The following is a 17,754-nucleotide window of genomic DNA, read 5'->3' as shown; positions in this document are numbered from 1 at the left end:
TCTCGCTTGCCATTGTGCTACAGCCTGCCCCCCGATTGTCAATAAGACAGGCGTCTATCTCGCTATTTCTGGACCCTCACACCGCCAAACAGTCAGATTATTGACAATCTGCCCCTCCCCTGCTCCCTAGGGCGGACCGGCGAGGCGCCGGAGGCTGAGGGCATGTCCGACATTCGCACCGCAGATGCCATGCCTGCCAGGCGCGACGATCCTGATGACGTCGTCGCGCGGCTGGAGGAGGACATCATCTTCGGCCGCCTCGCCCCGGGCGCGCGCCTGACCGAGGACGCGCTGATGTCGCGCTACGGCACCTCGCGCCACTTCGTGCGCCAGGCGCTGGTGGATGCGGAGCGCCGCGGTATCGTCCGCCGCGAGAAGAATGTCGGCGCGACCGTGCGGTTCTATTCGGCCGAGGAGGTCCGGCAGATTTACGAAGTGAGGGAGATGCTGACGCGGCAGGCCGCGTTGATGATCCCCCTGCCCGCGCCGCAAGCCCTGATCGACGAACTGACCGCCCGGCAACACGATTATTGCGCGAAGGCCGACATCCGCGACCTGCGCGGCATCCACGAAGCCAACGACGCCTTCCACCTCGTGCTGTTCTCCGCCTGCGGCAATCCCTATCTGGTGCGCTCGCTGCAGGACTACATGAACCTGACCCTGCCGATGCGGGCGAAGAACCTTGCGGACCGCGACGGTCTCGCGCAGTCGCGGCGCCAGCACGAGCTGATGATCGAGCTGCTGAAAGGACGCGACAGCTGGGCACTGGCCCAGCTGTGTGTCGATCACATGCAGTTCAGCAAGGCGGACTATCTGGCACGGATTGCAGGCGAGACGGAGCCCTAGAGCCCGCGTCGATAACCCGACAGCGCAGCAGCGCCATTTAGATAGAGATCCTGCCGAAAAGGGAACCGGCAGAACTCGTCCGCTCCGGCTCACTAATCCTTTTGGTGGAAGTCATTTCGTCGCACAACCTTTTAACGGGTTGTTAAATGATGCTCTCGCAGATGGTGTTGTCAACCAATAACAACCATGCCGGGTTCCCATGCCCGGAACCATCACATGAATGTACCCGGTCTCCTGATCGCCGTCGCTTTCGGCGGAGCATTTTTCGCCATTGAGTATGGGTTGTACTACCAGCCGGACTTCATCAACGCAGACGCTTTGATCAGCACGCTCTCCCCCGAACACAGGAAGGCCCGAGCAGCCGTCCGACATGCGCTGATCAATCCGGACTCGGCTCAATTCGGCACATTGCGTTCGGTCGAGGCCGACGCCGCGAGGTATGTTTGCGGTGCCGTGAGCGCAACGGACAAGTCCGGCCACTCCGTCAACGCCGCGTTCGTCTACACCGTGGCGGTCGATTATGCCCGCATCGATGACGACGCTCGGATCACTTACTATCAATCCGGATACAGGCCCTGCCCCACTGGAAAGGACAAGGTCGCGCAGCAGCGACCGGCTGTGTCGCCCGGGCTGGCGTCGGCGGCAAAAGTCATTCAGCAAGTCGCCCCTGAAGGACTGACCTCGGTCGCGCCCGTGCTGACCGCGCCCGCGCCCTCGGCGGGCGGCTCCTCGTCTGGTGGGACAATGGAGCAGCAGGTCCGCGAACTGGCCACCCGAACCGTTCCGCCGGATGCCGCTAACAGACCACAGCCAAACCCGGCCGGTACGCGCGAGGCAGCCAAGGAGAATGAGCGGCAGGCCGAGCGGCCGCCCGCCGCATGGCCCAAATTCCCTGGGGATCACCCGCTTGCGAAGCCAACCCGGAAACGAACCCCGCCCGAAGCACTGAAACTCGCTGATGACGTTGAGGACCGCTGGAAACAGGCGGAGGCGTTGGCCGACATCGCGATGCGTCCTTCTGCGGAGGACATCAACGAAGCATGCCGCGCGTTGCTGGCCATCGATCCCAGGGACGTCGATTATCCAAAGGCGTGGGCGGCTTTCACGCGGTTGCAAAAGATCAGGCGGGACATCGCCGCCGGCTGATGCCGGATGCCGATCAGCAACGCTTCAGGAGACCGCGGTCTACGCTGGCGTTGCCGTAGGCGATGCAGGCGCTCTCCGGATTCCGCAAAAGAACCTCGCGGACCGCGACGGTCTCGCGCTGTCGCGGCGGCAGCATGAGCTGATGATCGAGCTGCTGAAAGGACGCGACAGCTGGGCACTGGCGCAGTTGTGTGTCGATCACATGCAGTTCAGCAAGGCGGATTATCTGGCAAGGATTGCGGAAGAGGAGAGCTAGCGCTCGAGCTCGGCAGACTAGACACGATCAAAACTGTGAGAGAAAACGCAGCCTCACGCCAATTTCAGGAATTGCGCAAAATGGAATTTGATGACGTCATTCTCGGCCGCCGAAGCATTCGCGGTTACAAGCCCGACCCTGTCCCGCCGGAATTGATCAAGGAAATTCTGGCGCTGGCCATGCGCGCGCCGTCGTCGATGAATACCCAGCCGTGGAATTTCTACGTCATCACCGGAGCACCGCTGGATCGCATCCGTCAGGGCAACACCGAGCGCAATCTGGCGGGAGTGCCGCACTCGCGCGAATTTCGAACCGGACAGGCTTTCGAGGGTGTGCATCGCGAACGCCAGATTGGTGTTGCCAAGCAGTTGTTCAGCGCCATGGGAATTGCGCGAGACGACAAGCAGCAGCGGCAAGACTGGGTCCTGCGCGGCTTTCGTCAGTTCGACGCGCCTGTGTGCGTGATTATAACCTACGATCGCCAGTTGGCGTCCAGCGACGACACTGCTTTCGACTGTGGCGCGGTGGCGACCGCGCTCGTCAACGCGGCCTGGTCGCGGGGGCTTGGAGCCGTTATCAACAGCCAGGGTATCATGCAATCTCCCGTCGTGCGCGAACATGCCGGGATCGCGGATGATCAGGTGATCATGAAAAGCATCGCGCTCGGCTGGCCTGATCACAGCTTTCCTGCCAATGCCGTCATATCCGAGCGCAAGTCGGTCGATGAAGCGACGACTTTCGTTGGATTTGCGAGCGGAGCCTAGGAGCAGCCAGAGCTCGTGGCTGCACCGGATCAATCTCGTCAGAGTCGTTCGCCGTTCGGGAGGCCCGATCCGCAGGGCCTGACGATATTCGCGCAGGGGCTTTCAGGGCCAGGTCAGTAGCGCCTCAACAGGCCGCGATTCACGCTGGCACCCCCATAATCGGCGCAGGCCCCCTTCGGGTCCCTGACCAGATCCGCCAGGACGCGCTTGATCGTCTTGCTTGCAGCGTCGAACACCTCGGGGCGGAACTTGCCGGGATCGTAGCTTTCGCCGTCGTGAGCCTTTATCGCTGCGGAGAAGGCGTCGATCATGGCCATCGCCGCGTTGGGGCTGCCGAGCAGCCGGGCGCCGAGTTGAACGCCGCCCGCGCCATCGGCCTCAAAGCCGACGCAGCGTTGCTCCACCACCGCAGCCGCAGTGACGAGCTGGTCGAGGAACGTCGCTTCGGCGTCATTGAGCGGTGCAGCTCGCACTGGTCCCGACACGGTCAGCGCTAGGATCGCGAAGACTGACAATTTAATTTTCATTGTGGTAGCTCTCGAATAGCGATCACAAAAATCGAGAGCCAGATGATGCCAGCAGTGACGTTGATCTACATCAACGGACCGTCATGCCCGGCTTGTCCCGGGCATCCACGTTCTTTGCGCCGCGAGGCAAGGTGGATGGCCGGGACGAGCCCGGCCATAACGACAAACGTTACCGCTTATTCCAGTCGATGATCCGGCTGGTATCACCATCGAACTCATTGCTGCAGAACGCGCCGCCCTGGAAATGATCGCCGATCGGGTCCGGCTTCAGCTTGGCCTGCTCGGCCATGGCGTGGGCCACGTGATCCTCGGAGCGGCCGATCGGGCGATAGCCGAATTCGTAGGCGCGGTGGTTATCCCACCAGGCGCGTTCGTTCAGCGACACGCCGTAGAACACCTCATAATGAATGTCGGGATGCTCGAGCCCGATACGGCAGAGCTGCACCAGGTCTTCCGGCATCAGCCACATCGCAATGCGGCGATGGTCGAGCGGCCGCTCGTCGCAATTGCCGATCCTGATGCTGGTGACCTTCAGCCCATGCTTGTCGGCATAGAGCGAGCCGACCGCTTCGCCGAACACCTTGCTGACACCGTAACGTCCGTCAGGCCGCACGGTGACGTCGGTGTCGATCCTGCGGTGGCGTGGATAGAAGCCGACCGTGTGGTTCGACGAGGCGAACACCACGCGCTTGACGCCCTTGCGGTACGCGGCCTCGAACAGATTGTAGCAGCCGATGATATTGGCCTGGAGAATGTCGTTCCACGGCCCTTCGACCGAATAGCCGCCGAAGTGGATGATGCCGTCGACGCCCTCGCAGATCGCCTCGACTTGCGCGAGGTCCGACAGGTCCGCGGCCTTGAACTGCTCGTTCGGCCCGAGATCCTTCGGCGGACGGATGTCGCTGAGCAGGAGGTCCGGATAGATCGGCGGCAGCAGTTTTCGCAGGCGCGTTCCGATCCCGCCCGAAGCTCCCGTCATCAAGATTCGCGACATGTCTTTCCTCGTCTTTGGCGACCGATTTGCGGTCACGTGTCCCTAATGATAGCAGGATTGTCCAGAGGGAACGAAACGAGAGAACCGACATGAATGAGGCATCGTCCCACACCCAGGAGCGGCCAGGCTGGCGGCCGGCGACCTATTACCCGGACCCCGCGATAAAAGCACTCGCCCCCCGCTTCGAAAAATACTGGCTGAAACTGTCGGCGGTAGAGCGGCTGGCGACCGGCCTGCGCTGGGCCGAGGGCCCAGTGTGGTTCGGCGACGGGCGCTATCTCTTGTGCAGCGACATCCCGAACCAGCGCATCATCAAATGGGAGGAAGAGACCGGCGCCGTCAGCGTGTTCCGCAAGCCTTCCAATTTCGCCAATGGCAATACCCGCGACCGCCAGGGTCGGCTGGTCACCTGCGAGCATGGCGGGCGCCGCGTCACCCGCACCGAATACGACGGCGAGATCACCGTGCTGATGGATCAATTCAACGGCAAACGGTTGAACTCGCCGAACGATGTCGTTGTTAAATCGGACGGCTCGATCTGGTTCACCGATCCCATCTTCGGCCTGCTCGGCAATTATGAGGGTTACAAGGCCGAGAGCGAGATCGACATGAACGTCTACAGGCTCGACCCGGAGACCCGCAAAGCCACCGTCGTCGCAGAGGGTGTGCTCGGACCGAACGGGCTCGCCTTCTCGCCGGACGAGAAAATCCTCTACCTCATCGAATCCCGCGGCGTGCCGACCCGCAAAATTCTCGCCTATGACGTCTCGCCTTCCGGTGACAAGCTTTCGAACAAGCGCGTGTTCGTCGATGCCGGCCCCGGCACGCCGGACGGATTCCGCGTCGACATCGACGGCAATCTCTGGTGCGGCTGGGGCATGGGCGATCCCGAGCTCGACGGCGTCGTGGTGTTCGCGCCCGACGGCGTCATGATCGGGCGTATCGCATTGCCCGAGCGCTGCGCCAATCTCTGCTTCGGCGGCGTCAAGCGCAACCGCCTGTTCATGGCAGCAAGCCAGTCGATCTACGCACTGTATGTGAATACACAGGGCGCGGTCGGGGGATAGGCGCGCCACGAGGACGGTGCCGTAGGGTGGGCAAAGCGAAGCGTGCCCACCCTCTCTTGATCGTCGCGCGAGATCGTGGGCACGTCGCTTCGCTCCTTTGCCCACCCTACGGCAGCTTGCGTTGCCGAGACGCCTCACCAAAAACGAAAAACGCCGGAGCGGTTTCCCGCTCTGGCGTCTTGTTCGTTCAATCGCTGAGACTTACGCCGCGTTGAAGCCGGCGACGGCCTTCACTTCGAGGAAGTCCTCGAGGCCGTACTTGCCCCACTCGCGGCCGTTGCCCGACTGCTTGTAGCCGCCGAACGGCGCGGTGCGGTCGTTGGGCACGCCCTGGAGATTGACGTTGCCGGCGCGGATCTGGCGGCCGACACGCTTGGCGTCCTCGACCGAAGCACCGGTGACGTAGCCGGCGAGACCATACGGCGTGTCGTTGGCGATCTGCACGGCGTCGGCTTCGTCCTTGGCGCCGATGATGGTCAGCACCGGTCCGAAGATTTCTTCGCGCGAAATCGTCATGTCAGGGGTGACATCGGCGAAGATGGTCGGACGGACATAGAAGCCCTTGTTGACGCCTTCGGGCAGGCCAGGACCACCGGCGACGAGCGTTGCGCCCTCGTCGATGCCCTTCTTGATCAGCGCCTGGATCTTGTCCCACTGGCCGCGGTTGACGACCGGGCCGATGGTGGTGCCGTCGCCGCGCGGATCACCGGCCTTGGTCTTGTCGGCGACGGCCTTCGCGATCGCAGCGACTTCCTTCATCTTGGACAGCGGCACGATCATGCGCGATGGCGCGTTGCAGGACTGGCCGGAGTTGTTGAACATGTGCATCACGCCGCCGGTGACCGCCTTGGTGAGGTCGGCGCCTTCGAGGATGACGTTCGGCGACTTGCCGCCGAGTTCCTGGCTGACGCGCTTCACCGTGGGTGCGGCGCGCTTGGCAACGTCGATGCCTGCGCGGGTCGAGCCGGTGAAGGAGATCATGTCGATGTCGGGGTGCTCGCTCATGGCGGCGCCGACCTCGGGGCCGAGGCCGTTGACGAGGTTGAACACGCCCTTGGGAACACCGGCTTCATGAAGGATCTCGGCGAAGATCAGCGCCGAGGTGGGCGTGAACTCCGACGGCTTCAAAATCATGGTGCAGCCGGCGGCGAGCGCGGGCGCGACCTTGCAGGCGATCTGGTTGAGCGGCCAGTTCCAGGGCGTGATCATGCCGACCACGCCGATCGGCTCGCGCAGCACCATGGCGGTGCCGACGGGCTCCTCGAAATGATAGTTCTTGAGCACGTCGAGCGTGGTCATGAGATGGCCAAGGCCAGCGCCGGCCTGGAGCTTTTCCGCCATCGGCAGCGGCGCGCCCATCTCGTCGGAGACGGCGGCGCCGATCTCCTTGATGCGGGTCTTGTAGACCTCAATGATTTTGCTGAGCAGCGCGACGCGCTCCTCGCGACTGGTCTGGGAGAAGGTTGCGAAGGCGCGCTTGGCGGCAGCAACCGCCTTGTCGACGTCGGCCTTGGAGCCCAGCGCAACCTCGTACATCGCCTCTTCCGTCGCGGGATTGACGACCGGAGTGGACTTCTTGACGGCGGGATCGACCCAGGCACCGTCGATGTAGAATTGCATGCGATTGACCATCGTTAACCTCTTCTTGGGGCTTAGGGGGCGTTTCGGCAGGCATCCTTGCACGAAAGCGCCGGCAATTGAACCCGCCATATGCGGGGCCAGCGTTGCCGCGGGTGGAGGTTATATGAGCCGATGGCGGGAACGTGGCAAGGTGGCCGTGTCGTCATTCCGGAGCGGCTCGAAGAGCCGAACCCGGAACGACGACGCAGTTGCCCCGACTACACCGCCATTTTCCGATGCAACACCGGCGCGCCCGCGGTAAGGCTTTCCGCCGCATCGATGATGGCATTCGCGTCGATGCCGTAGTGACGATAAAGGTCCGTGATGCTGCCGGTCTGGCCGAACTGCTCGACGCCAAGCGCCTCGACGCGATGGCCGCGGACGCTGCCGAGCCAGCCGAGCGCGGAGGGATGGCCGTCGATCACGGTCACGATGCCGCAGTCGCGCGGCAGCGGCGCCAGCAGTTGTTCGATATGGCTGAGATGCTGCACGCCGCGCCGATCACGCCGCATTTTCCGCGCGGCGGTCCAACCCGCATGGAGGCGATCGGCCGAGGTGATGGCGAGCAGGCCGATGTCGCGCCTGTTCTCGCCGATAAAGCCGGTGGCCTCGATCGCCTCCGGCGCCACCGCGCCGGTATAGGCGATCACGACCTCGGCATTGGGGCCGGGCTTGCGCAGCCAATAGGCGCCGTCGGTGATGCCCTGCTGCAACTCCGGCGTCATGATGCGCTGCGCCTGCTCGATGCTGCGCGTCGAGAGCCGCAAATAGACCGAGCCGCCCTCGCCCGGATCGCGCTGCATGTGCTCAAAACCCCAACCCATGATCACGGCGAGCTCGTCGACGAAGGCAGGCTCGAACGAGGCGAGCCCATCCTGCGCCATGCCGATCAACGGCGTTGCGATCGACTGGTGCGCGCCGCCCTCCGGCGCCAGCGTGATGCCCGACGGTGTCGCCGCCACCATGAAGCGCGCATCCTGGTAGCAGGCATAATTGAGCGCATCGAGGCCGCGCTCGATGAAGGGATCATAGAGCGTGCCGACCGGCAACAGCCGCGCGCCGTTGATCTGGTGCGACAGACCGAGCGCCGAGAGCATGATGAACAGGTTCATCTCGGCAATGCCGAGCTCGAGATGCTGGCCCTTGGGCGAGGCGTCCCAATTGTAGGTCGAGGGAATTTTCTCGCTGCGGAATAAGTCCGCCTTCGCCGCATTGGCGAACAGGCCGCGCCGGTTCACCCACGGGCCGAGATTGGTCGACACCGTGACGTCGGGCGAGGTCGTGACAATGCGTTTTGCCAGCTCACTGTCGCCGCGCGCGATCTCGTTCAGCACGAGGCCAAAGCCTTGCTGCGTCGACATCTGCGGCGAGGGCTTGAACGCGAGCTGGGCGGGCACCTCGACGACGGGCGCGGTCAGCCGGCGGCCGTCCTTGTTGAACGGCACGCGCGCGAGAAAGGCGTCGAGCTCGGCGGCGCTCTGCGTCAGGCCCTCGTACTTGTCCCATTCGTGGCCGGGGCGGATGTTCTGGCTCTCGCGATATTTCTCCATCTGCGTAACAGTCATCAGGCCGGCATGGTTGTCCTTGTGGCCCTGGAACGGCAAGCCGACGCCCTTGATGGTGTAGGCAATGAAGCAGACCGGACGATCGTGATCGATCGATTCGAACGCCTCGACCATGCTGGCCATGTCGTGACCGCCGAGGTTCGACATCAGCGCGAGCAGCTCCTCGTCGCTGCGCTTGTCGATCAGTGCAGTGATCGGGCCCTGGTCACCGATCTCGTCATGCAGATGCTTGCGGAAGGCGGCGCCGCCCTGGAAGCACAGCGCGGCGTAGAGCGCGTTCGGGCAATTGTCGATCCAGCACTTCAACGCCTCGCCGCCCGGTTCGGCAAAGGCCTCCCGCATCAGGCGGCCATATTTCACGATGACGACGTCCCAGCCGAAATTGCGGAACATGGTCTCGAACTTTTCCCAGAGGCCTTCGCGCACGACGGCATCGAGCGACTGCCTGTTGTAGTCGACCACCCACCAGGTGTTGCGCAGGCCGTGCTTCCAGCCCTCGGCGAGCGCCTCGAAGATATTGCCCTCGTCCATCTCGGCGTCGCCGACGAGGGCAATCATCCGCCCTTCGCGGCGGTCCTTCATCCAGCCATGCGCCTTGACGTAGTCCTGCACCAACGAGGCGAACAGCGTCTGCGCCACGCCGAGGCCGACCGAACCGGTCGAGAAGTCGACGTCGTCGACATCCTTGGTGCGCGAGGGATAGGACTGCGCGCCCTTGAAGCCGCGAAAGTTCTCCAGCTTCTCGCGGCTCTGCCGACCGAACAGATACTGGATGGCGTGGAACACGGGGCTCGCATGCGGCTTCACCGCGACGCGATCCTCAGGTCGCAGCACGTGGAAATACAGCGCCGACATGATGGTGGCGAGCGAGGCCGATGATGCCTGGTGGCCGCCGACCTTCAGCCCATCCGAATTCGAGCGGACATGGTTGGCGTGGTGGATGGTCCATGACGACAGCCATAGCGCCTTGCGGCTGAGGGCTGTCAGGGTCTCGAGACGCGCGGAATCGACGGGCATGGCGATGCTCCGGAAAATAAGGCGGATCATACCCCTGGCGGCGGCGCCAGATTTCTCAATCTTTCGCGTCATACCCGCCGATATTAGGATAGCATACCAAGATCAGGCCATGATATACAGGTTTTATCCCAATGACCGAGCTCGACGCCATCGACCGCAAGATCCTCTTCCATCTCCAGAACGACAGCCGGATGACCATGCAGGAGCTTGCCGACAAGGTCGGGCTCTCCGTCTCGCCCTGCCATCGCCGGGTCAAGCTGCTGGAAGAGCGCGGCGTGATCTCGCGCTATATCGCGACCGTCGACCAGAAGGCGCTCGGCCTGCATGTCAGCGTCTTCATCTCGATCAAGCTGGCGCGGCAGAAAGAGGAGGACCTCAATCGCTTCGCTCGCGCGATCTCGAAATGGGACGAGGTGCTAGAGTGCTATCTGATGACCGGCAACCGCGACTATCTGCTCCGTGTGGTTGCAGCAGACCTCGCCTCCTACGAGACCTTTCTGAAGACAAAACTGACACGGCTCGACGGCATCGCCTCGATCGAGTCGAGCTTTGCGCTCAGCCAGGTCAAATATTCGATCGCGCTGCCGGTCTGACGGCCTACCGGGCCACCGCTGTCACATGGTCGCAATAAACCCCGCAGATGGTCGGGGGCGACAGGTAGTCCTGCCGAAAGAGAAGAGACCCATGACTGCATCCGACCGCACCCCTGAAATGGCCAAACGCGAGCGCATCATCCGGGAAATGACCGATGATCTCGACGAGGAGCTGGAGATGGAGCTGGATGACGCCCGTCTCGACGAGCTCTTGGACGAGACCGACGCGGTCGGTCCGACGGCCGATCGCAGGCTCTATTTCCGGGAGCTGCTCCGTCTTCAGGGCGAACTCGTCAAGCTTCAGGACTGGGTGCACAGCGAGAAGAAGAAAGTCGTGGTGCTGTTCGAGGGGCGCGACTCCGCCGGTAAGGGCGGCGTCATCAAGCGCATCACCCAGCGCCTCAATCCCCGCATCTGCCGCGTCGCGGCGCTGCCCGCCCCGAGCGAGCGCGAGCGCACGCAATGGTATTTCCAGCGCTACGTATCGCACCTGCCCGCCGGCGGCGAGATCGTGCTGTTCGACCGCAGCTGGTACAACCGCGCCGGCGTCGAGCGCGTGATGGGCTTCTGCTCCGAGGAACAGTACCAGGAGTTCTTCCAGACCGTGCCGGAGTTCGAGCGGATGCTGATCCGCTCCGGCATCATCCTGGTCAAATACTGGTTCTCCATCACGGATGACGAGCAGCAGTTCCGCTTCAGCATGCGTATCAAGGATCCGCTCAAGCAGTGGAAGCTGAGCCCGATGGACGTCGAGGCCCGCAGCCGCTGGGAGGCCTACACCAAGGCCAAGGAGACGATGCTGGAGCACACGCATCTGCCTGACAGCCCATGGTGGATCGTCGATGCCGTCGACAAGAAGCGCGCGCGCCTCAACTGCATCTCGCATCTGCTCAGCCAGATCCCGTACCAGGACGTGGCGCATGCGTCGGTGGTGCTGCCGGCGCGCGTGCGCAATCCCGACTATCACCGGGGCCCGATCCCGTCGGAGATGTACGTGCCTGCGAAGTACTGAGAAGGTCTCGGAGGTCCCGTAGGGTGGGCAAAGCGTAGCGTGCCCACCACTCTGACCAATCAAGCAGATGCATGGTGGGCACGGCGCCCTGCGCCTTTGCCCACCCTACGCCACCTCATCTCCACGGCTGCACGATGATCTTGGTGTGCGCTTCGGGGTTGGCGAGATCGGCGAAGGCCTTTGCGACACCGTCGATGCCGACTTCCTCCGTCACCATCGCCGCCGCATCCACTTGCCCTTCCGCGATCAGCCGAAGCGAGGCTGCAAATTCCTCCGGCGTGTAACCGAGCACGTACTGGACGTTGAGCTCTTTCATGATGCCGAGCATGGGCTCGTTTCTGTCGCTCTCCATGCAGACGCCGACCACGACGATCTTGGCATCGCGCGGCGCGCCCTCGAACACCTGCTGCAGCAGCCCGGGCACGCCGACGCATTCGAAAATGACCGCGGGCTTCAGCGCCGGCAGCATGGCCTGCAACGGCGACCGCGCCGCCTTCTCCGCCTCCGACATCTGAGCGTGCTCGGCCCAGGTCGCATAGGGCTGCGCCACCTTGGGATCGACGACGATATCGGCACCGAGCTTTGCGGCGAGCGCCCGCCGCGACGGTGAATAGTCGGCGGCGACAATCGGATGCAAGTCCTTGATCCTCAGCGCCGCGATCACGGCAAGCCCGACCGGGCCGCAGCCGATCACCAGAGGAACCTCGCCGCCCCTGATGTTGGCTTTTTCGACCGCGTGAACGCCGACCGCCAGCGGCTCGGTCAATGCGGCATGTTCCGGCGCAAGGCCGTTGGGCACTTCCAGCAGCAGCGGCTCGCTGAGCAGCATCCGCTCCGCATAGCCGCCGATAAAGTCGTTGGAATAGCCGATACCCTTGATGCCCTCGGACGTCAGCAAGGCGGGCAGCGAGCACACATGCGTGCCCGGCTTGAGTTTTCGCGCGGTGCCAGAGCCATAATCGAGGATCTCGCAGCAGAACTCGTGGCCGAACACGACATCGCGCGACAGATCCATCGGCGTGCGCCCGGTCTTCTTCGCCATCTCGACCATCCGCGGCGCGTGCTGGCGCGCATGCAGGTCGGAACCGCAGATGCCGCAGGCGAGCGTCTTGACCAGCACCTGGCCCGGGCCGGGCTTCGGCTCGGCCATCTGACCGACGACAATCTCACCGTTCCTGAAAATCGCAGCGCGCATCCGGCTCCTCCCAAAATGTTGGAACCGTTGATAGCACGTATCAGGACGCGCGAACTTGCGTCAGGGGTTCGGAGACCGCGCCGCCTGCACCAAAAGCTGGGCGCGGCGGACGCGCTCGCGATGGGCGATGTAGAGACCGCTGGCGACGATGAAGGCCGCACCCGTGACGGTCCAGACATCGGGCACTTCACCGAACAGGAAGAAGCCCAAAATGCTGACCCACAGCAATTGCGTGTAGGAGAACGGCGCCAGCACCGAGGCGTCGCCATAGCGATAGGCGAGCACGATGATCCACTGCCCGACGGTGGAGGCAAGGCCGATCAAGATGCCGAGCCCGATTGCGGTCCAGCTCGGCGTGACCCAGACCAACGGCACCATCACGCTGAGGATCGCGACGCCCGTAAGAGCCGAGTATGCCATTGTGGTGAGCACGGCCTCGCGACCGCTCATCATCCTCGTCATGATCAGCGCGGCGGCCCAGCAGAACGCCGAGACAATCGGGAAGAAGGCGGCGACGTGGAACGCGTTCGAACCCGGACGCAGGATGATCATCACGCCCACGAGGCCGATCGCGGTGGCGATCCAGCGTCGCATGCCGACCTTCTCGCTGAGGAAGATGATCGAGAGCGCGGTGACGAACAGCGGCGAGACGAAGCCGGTGGCAGAGGCTTCCGCGATCGGCAGGAAGCGCAGGCCGGTGATGAAGAACAGCGAGGAGCCGAGCAGTGCGACGCCGCGCATCAATTGCAGCCCGAGACGCTCGGTGCGCATCGCGTGCAGTGGCGAGCCCGGCAGCATCACCGGCGTGAACATCAGCGCAAAGGTGAGGAAGCGGATCCAGGTGATCTCGATCGATGGCAGGCTCGACGAGAGATATTTCGCCGTGACGTCGGAGCAGCCGAGGAACACCGTCGACAGCAGCACCAGCGCGATGCCCTTGAAGGGATGATCGACACGCGAAGGCGCGCGGCGAGCCTCCTGCTTCTTTTCCGGCAAGGGCATGGGAATACTGTCGAGCCTTGCGGCTACGGCGGGCGGCGGTGTCACTGGTAGACCTGGGGAAATTGCGAATCGAGACGGTCTATAAAAACGACAAATGCGCCGCGTTCACAACTTCCGAAAACAGGATGCCGATATGCGCTGACGTCCACGCGCGTCAACGCCCCGTTAATATTGCGAGTTTGTGCGCTACAGCATGGGCAGGCCGCGCGGCTTCGGGCCGCGCGGAAACGTCGCATCCAGTGCCGAGATCTCGTCGTTCGTCAGCACGAGATCGCCTGCTGCGGCATTTTCGCCGGCATGTTCCGCAGACGACGCCTTCGGGATCGCGAACACCGTAGTCGCACGGGTGAGGAAGCTCAGCGCGACCTGGCGCGGTGTCGCACGACGCGCCTCCGCAATGCGCGCCAGCACCGCGCCGGCCTTGCTACGCTCGTCCGGAAAATCATCGTGCCCGAACGGCGAATAGGCGACGACGGCAACACCGTGCCGCTCGCACCACGGGATCACCGCGTGCTCGATCGCGCGCTCCTTAAGATGATAGAGCACCTGATTGCAGGCAATCTTGCCTTCGCCTGCAACCTCGAGAATCTCGTCGAGATCGTCGGCGTCGAAATTGGAGACGCCCCAGGATTTGATCTTGCCTGATTTCACCAGCTCCTCGAATGCGGCGACGGTGTCTTCAAGATCATACGAACCGCGCCAGTGCAGCAAATAGCAATCGAGCCGATCCGTCTTCAGCCGCTTCAGCGAGCGCTCGCAGGCCGTGATGGTGCCGCGCCGCGAGGCGTTGCTCGGCAACACTTTCGACACCAGGAACACCTCGTCGCGGCGGCCGACAATCGCATCGGCAATGACGAGCTCGGCATCGCCGTACATCTCGGCCGTGTCGATATGGGTCATGCCGAGATCGAGCCCACGCTGCAGCGCCGCGATCGCGCGCCTGCGGTCGCCATGGTCGAGATACCAGGTGCCCTGCCCGATGACGGAGACGTTGGCGCCGGTTTTGCCGAAGGGACGCTTGTTCATGTTTGTTCCAATCGTCGATTTTCTTTTCCCGCACGCGGGGAGCGGTAAAGAACTACAGTCCACTGATGTCGGCGACGAGCACGCAGCCGGTCGCCGACTCCGTGATATAGAGCCGATCGCTGTTCGCGCCACCGATGGCGACATTGGTGCAGTTCGGCCCGGCGCATGACTTGATCCGCGCGATCAGCTCGCCGTTCGGCGCGAACACGAAGACGTGGCCGAGCGAGGCGTGGCCGACGAACAGGCGGCCCTTTGCATCCATGGTCATGCCATCAGGGCCTGATGTGCCGAACAACGAGCAGAATCGGCCGACCTTCGAGACGGCGCCATCCTTCATCAACGGCAACCGCCACACCGCGTTGTCGCGCGTCATCGCCACGAACAGCACGGTCTCGGTGGGATCGAGCACCAACCCGTTCGGGCTGATGCCGGTGTCGATCAGACGATCGAGGCGGCCGTTCGCCGCCAGCCGATAGACCCGGCCGGTGGGATCGTGCAGCCCGGTCTGTCCCTGGTCCGTGAAATAGATGTCGCCGTTGGAAGCGAGATGCAGGTCGTTGCAGCCGCGAAACGACTCCGAATTGCGCGAGGTGAGGATGGGCTTGATGCGGCCAGTCTTGTCATCAAACTCCATGATCCCGTGCATGTAGTCGGCGATCAGGATGCGGCCGTCAGCCGCGATCTTCAGCCCGTTCGGCCAGCCCTCATATTCGATGGCGAGCGACCAAACACCATCAGGCGCGATGCGAAAGATGCGGCCGAACGGGATGTCGACGATGTAGAGATGGCCATCCTTGTCGAAGGACGGACCTTCGATAAAGCTATCCGTCGGCGCGCCCGGCCGGTTGGCATCGGCCCAATCCGTCCGCACACCCTTGCGGCGGAATGTGTCGGGCATGGCCGAGAAGATTCTGGCTTCGATCAGGCGCGGCGGCGTTTCCAGGTACATTTTTTAGTTGTCGCTGTTGGCTGAGGTGCAACAACATAAGCGACAACACTATGGGCGTCGACCGGCACGCGGATCATGGCAGCCCATCGCCCTCACCACTATCGTCGCTGTGCTCGCAATGACGGAGCAGAGAGCCAGCTCCCGAGCGCAACTCAAGCCGCACGCACCGTCGCCAGGAACTGTTCGACTTCGCTGCCAAGTCGCTTGCTCTCGTCGAGCAGAGCGAGCGCCGCGCCATGGACCTGGCCGGCGGCCGCGCCGGTTTCGGAGGCGCCGCGCCTGACATTCTCGACGCTGGTCGACACTTCGGAGGCGCCTTGCGCGGCGTGCTGAACGTCGCGGGCGATTGCCTGCGCGGCAGCGCCCTGTTGTTCCACCGCGGCCGCGATCGAGGAGGCGATGTCCGCCATGGATTCGATGGTGCCACCGATCTCCTTGATGGAGTCGACCGACTGCCGCGTGGCCAATTGAATCTGCGCGACCTGGCGGCCGATCTCGTCGGTCGCTTTCGCGGTCTGACCAGCCAGTGCCTTCACCTCTGAGGCGACGACCGCAAAGCCCCGGCCCGCCTCGCCGGCGCGCGCCGCCTCGATCGTCGCGTTCAGCGCCAGCAGATTGGTCTGCCCGGCCACGGCCGAGATCATCCGCACGACCTCATCGATGCGGTCTGCCGTCTGCGAGAGCGCATCAATCTGGCTGTTGGTCCGGTTGGCCTGCGCGACAGCGGCGAGCGCGACCTCGTGCGACTGCGCGACGCGGCGACCGACTTCGCCGACCGAGGTGACCATCTCCTGGCACGCCGCGGCCGCCGACTGAACACTTGCCGAGGATTGCCCCGACGCGGCAGCAACCGTCGTCGACAAGGCGTTGGTCGCCTCCGCCGTATTGGACAATCCGTTCGAGGCGAGCTCGATTTCGGAGGACGCCGCTGTGACGGCATCGACGATATTGCCGACCGCGGCCTCGAAACGATCGGCGATCTCGAGCATGCCCTGCCTGCGCTGGACATCCGCATCACGCTTGGCCTGCTCGCGAGCCTCGGACAATTGTCGGTTCTCGAGCAGCTTGTGATGGAAGACGGAGAGCGAGGACGAGATCTTGCCGATCTCGTCCTGGCGATCGATGCGCTCGATCGGACGATCGAGATCACCATCAGCAAGGTGCTCCATCGCGCTGACCATGCGGGTGAGCGGCGCCGTGAGCCGGCGCCCAAACCAGAACGCCGTGGCGATCATCACGATGATGGTGATGCCGATGGACCAGACGACATAGCGCTGCACGACCAGAAGCTCGTCCCTGACAGCATCGAGCCGTGCGCCAGCTGCGTTTCTGACGCCCTCGAGATTGGGCCGCAGCCGGTCGTAGATCTGCGCCAGATCCTCTGCCTCGTCGTTCAGCGTGCTCTGGCCGGCGGAGAAGGCGAGGAAGCTGCCCTTGTAGCTGTCGATCAGCTTCCTGATCTCGGCCTTGGCATCGTCGGGCAAATCGGCTTTCGCAAGCTCGGGCAAAAACTCGCCGACGCGCTTGACCAGCTCGTCGCTGTATTTGTCGTCGCCGCGCAGCATGAAATCCTTCTCATGCCGCCGCATCATCAGCATCAGGACAGCAAGCCTCGGCTGGTCGAAGGTCTTGAGCTTGCTCTCGACCGAATGCACGGCCGCGCGGAGCTTGCCCTGGAGACCGTCATTCTCGTTGAAGCCGACGAGCTTCTGGGCGGCGACAACGTTGGAGAAGCGGGTGGCATAACTGCTGATGACCGGACGGAATGACAGCGCCTTGCGCAGCGGATCGTCCTCGGGCAGCGCGCCGGCAATCTCCTCGACTCCCGTCAAATGAGCGGTCGCGGCTCGCATCGTCTCGTCATGCGCGGCCACCTTCTTGTCGTTGGGCTTCTGAAGAAAGCCGGTTGCGATCTCGCGGCCCTGAAGCAGGCTCTCGGACAGACGTGCCGTCTCTGACTCCAGCTTCGTGAAGCGATCGGCTACAGCGCGGCTCCGGTCTTCGATCTGCCGGCCGGCAAGATAGATCATGCCGACCACGACCACGCCGGTGACACCCAGCAGAAGGACCTGCGTTCGCAGACCAAGATGGACTTTGCTCGTGCCGGATTGAAAGCGGCGCGCCAACCGAAGTCTGCTCAACATGCGTTTCCAGCCCTAACGAGTATCAATTTGT

Annotated in this window: 15 protein-coding genes and 1 pseudogene; 7 read left to right on the top strand and 9 right to left on the bottom strand. The window is 63.4% G+C overall.

Annotated features, from left to right (window positions below; translation table 11 throughout):
* Positions 1-162: 162 nt before the first annotated feature.
* From Q0687_RS18920 to Q0687_RS18905, 4 genes and pseudogenes are all read left to right on the top strand, one after another.
* Positions 163-846 (top strand): GntR family transcriptional regulator, encoded by a 684-nt coding sequence (locus Q0687_RS18920; protein ID WP_298879639.1) that lies wholly within the window; start codon positions 163-165, stop codon positions 844-846.
* A gap of 216 nt (positions 847-1,062) precedes the next feature.
* Complete coding sequence (locus tag Q0687_RS18915; RefSeq protein ID WP_298879637.1) at positions 1,063-1,992, top strand: hypothetical protein; 930 nt, start codon at positions 1,063-1,065, stop codon at positions 1,990-1,992.
* An 88-nt stretch (positions 1,993-2,080) separates the two neighbouring features.
* Positions 2,081-2,248: pseudogene (locus Q0687_RS18910) on the top strand (transcriptional regulator); the annotation flags it as partial.
* 80 nt (positions 2,249-2,328) lie between these two features.
* Positions 2,329-3,012 carry a nitroreductase gene (locus Q0687_RS18905; RefSeq protein ID WP_212424905.1) on the top strand — a complete coding sequence of 228 codons (684 nt, stop codon included), beginning with the start codon at positions 2,329-2,331 and terminating at the stop codon, positions 3,010-3,012.
* 113 nt (positions 3,013-3,125) lie between these two features.
* Here the strand turns inward: Q0687_RS18905 and Q0687_RS18900 are convergent, their stop codons facing one another.
* Together Q0687_RS18900 and Q0687_RS18895 are read right to left on the bottom strand one after the other, a co-directional pair.
* A complete protein-coding gene (locus Q0687_RS18900; protein ID WP_298879632.1) occupies positions 3,126-3,539 on the bottom strand; it encodes a hypothetical protein in 414 nt (137 codons plus the stop codon).
* Positions 3,540-3,708: 169 nt separating this feature from the next.
* Positions 3,709-4,533: an NAD(P)-dependent oxidoreductase gene (locus Q0687_RS18895; protein WP_298879630.1), complete on the bottom strand. Its 825-nt coding sequence runs from the start codon at positions 4,531-4,533 to the stop codon at positions 3,709-3,711.
* A gap of 89 nt (positions 4,534-4,622) precedes the next feature.
* On the opposite strand from Q0687_RS18895, the gene Q0687_RS18890 reads away from it, so the two are divergent.
* The gene (locus Q0687_RS18890) at positions 4,623-5,600 is read left to right on the top strand and encodes an SMP-30/gluconolactonase/LRE family protein (RefSeq protein WP_298879628.1); all 978 of its coding nucleotides are present in this window, start codon (positions 4,623-4,625) and stop codon (positions 5,598-5,600) included.
* A 201-nt stretch (positions 5,601-5,801) separates the two neighbouring features.
* Here the strand turns inward: Q0687_RS18890 and Q0687_RS18885 are convergent, their stop codons facing one another.
* On the bottom strand, positions 5,802-7,232 hold the full coding sequence (locus Q0687_RS18885) for an aldehyde dehydrogenase family protein (protein WP_298879627.1): 1,431 nt from the start codon (positions 7,230-7,232) through the stop codon (positions 5,802-5,804).
* Positions 7,233-7,438: 206 nt separating this feature from the next.
* On the bottom strand, positions 7,439-9,802 hold the full coding sequence (locus Q0687_RS18880) for a transketolase (RefSeq protein ID WP_298879626.1): 2,364 nt from the start codon (positions 9,800-9,802) through the stop codon (positions 7,439-7,441).
* A gap of 131 nt (positions 9,803-9,933) precedes the next feature.
* Between Q0687_RS18880 and Q0687_RS18875 the strand changes: the two genes are divergently transcribed.
* Complete coding sequence (locus tag Q0687_RS18875) at positions 9,934-10,395, top strand: Lrp/AsnC family transcriptional regulator (RefSeq protein ID WP_298879623.1); 462 nt, start codon at positions 9,934-9,936, stop codon at positions 10,393-10,395.
* A 91-nt stretch (positions 10,396-10,486) separates the two neighbouring features.
* Positions 10,487-11,407, top strand: a complete 921-nt coding sequence (ppk2, locus tag Q0687_RS18870) for a polyphosphate kinase 2 (protein WP_298879620.1) — start codon at positions 10,487-10,489, stop codon at positions 11,405-11,407.
* Positions 11,408-11,522: 115 nt separating this feature from the next.
* On the opposite strand, the gene Q0687_RS18865 is transcribed toward ppk2, so the two are convergent.
* The 5 genes from Q0687_RS18865 to Q0687_RS18845 all read right to left on the bottom strand — a co-directional run bounded on the left by Q0687_RS18865 (position 11,523) and on the right by Q0687_RS18845 (position 17,723).
* Positions 11,523-12,602: a zinc-binding dehydrogenase gene (locus Q0687_RS18865; RefSeq protein ID WP_298879618.1), complete on the bottom strand. Its 1,080-nt coding sequence runs from the start codon at positions 12,600-12,602 to the stop codon at positions 11,523-11,525.
* A gap of 60 nt (positions 12,603-12,662) precedes the next feature.
* Positions 12,663-13,604: a DMT family transporter gene (locus Q0687_RS18860; protein ID WP_298879615.1), complete on the bottom strand. Its 942-nt coding sequence runs from the start codon at positions 13,602-13,604 to the stop codon at positions 12,663-12,665.
* A 186-nt stretch (positions 13,605-13,790) separates the two neighbouring features.
* A complete protein-coding gene (locus Q0687_RS18855; RefSeq protein WP_298879612.1) occupies positions 13,791-14,630 on the bottom strand; it encodes an aldo/keto reductase in 840 nt (279 codons plus the stop codon).
* A 52-nt stretch (positions 14,631-14,682) separates the two neighbouring features.
* Positions 14,683-15,579 (bottom strand): SMP-30/gluconolactonase/LRE family protein, encoded by an 897-nt coding sequence (locus tag Q0687_RS18850; protein WP_298879610.1) that lies wholly within the window; start codon positions 15,577-15,579, stop codon positions 14,683-14,685.
* A 152-nt stretch (positions 15,580-15,731) separates the two neighbouring features.
* Positions 15,732-17,723, bottom strand: coding sequence for a methyl-accepting chemotaxis protein (locus tag Q0687_RS18845; protein WP_298879608.1), 1,992 nt, complete (start codon positions 17,721-17,723; stop codon positions 15,732-15,734).
* Positions 17,724-17,754 lie beyond the last annotated feature (31 nt).

Source organism: uncultured Bradyrhizobium sp., assembly GCF_936928535.1.
Classification (GTDB): domain Bacteria; phylum Pseudomonadota; class Alphaproteobacteria; order Rhizobiales; family Xanthobacteraceae; genus Bradyrhizobium.
The sequence above is the reverse complement of the archived record's forward strand: the minus strand, read 5'-3'. Positions and strand labels throughout refer to the sequence as shown.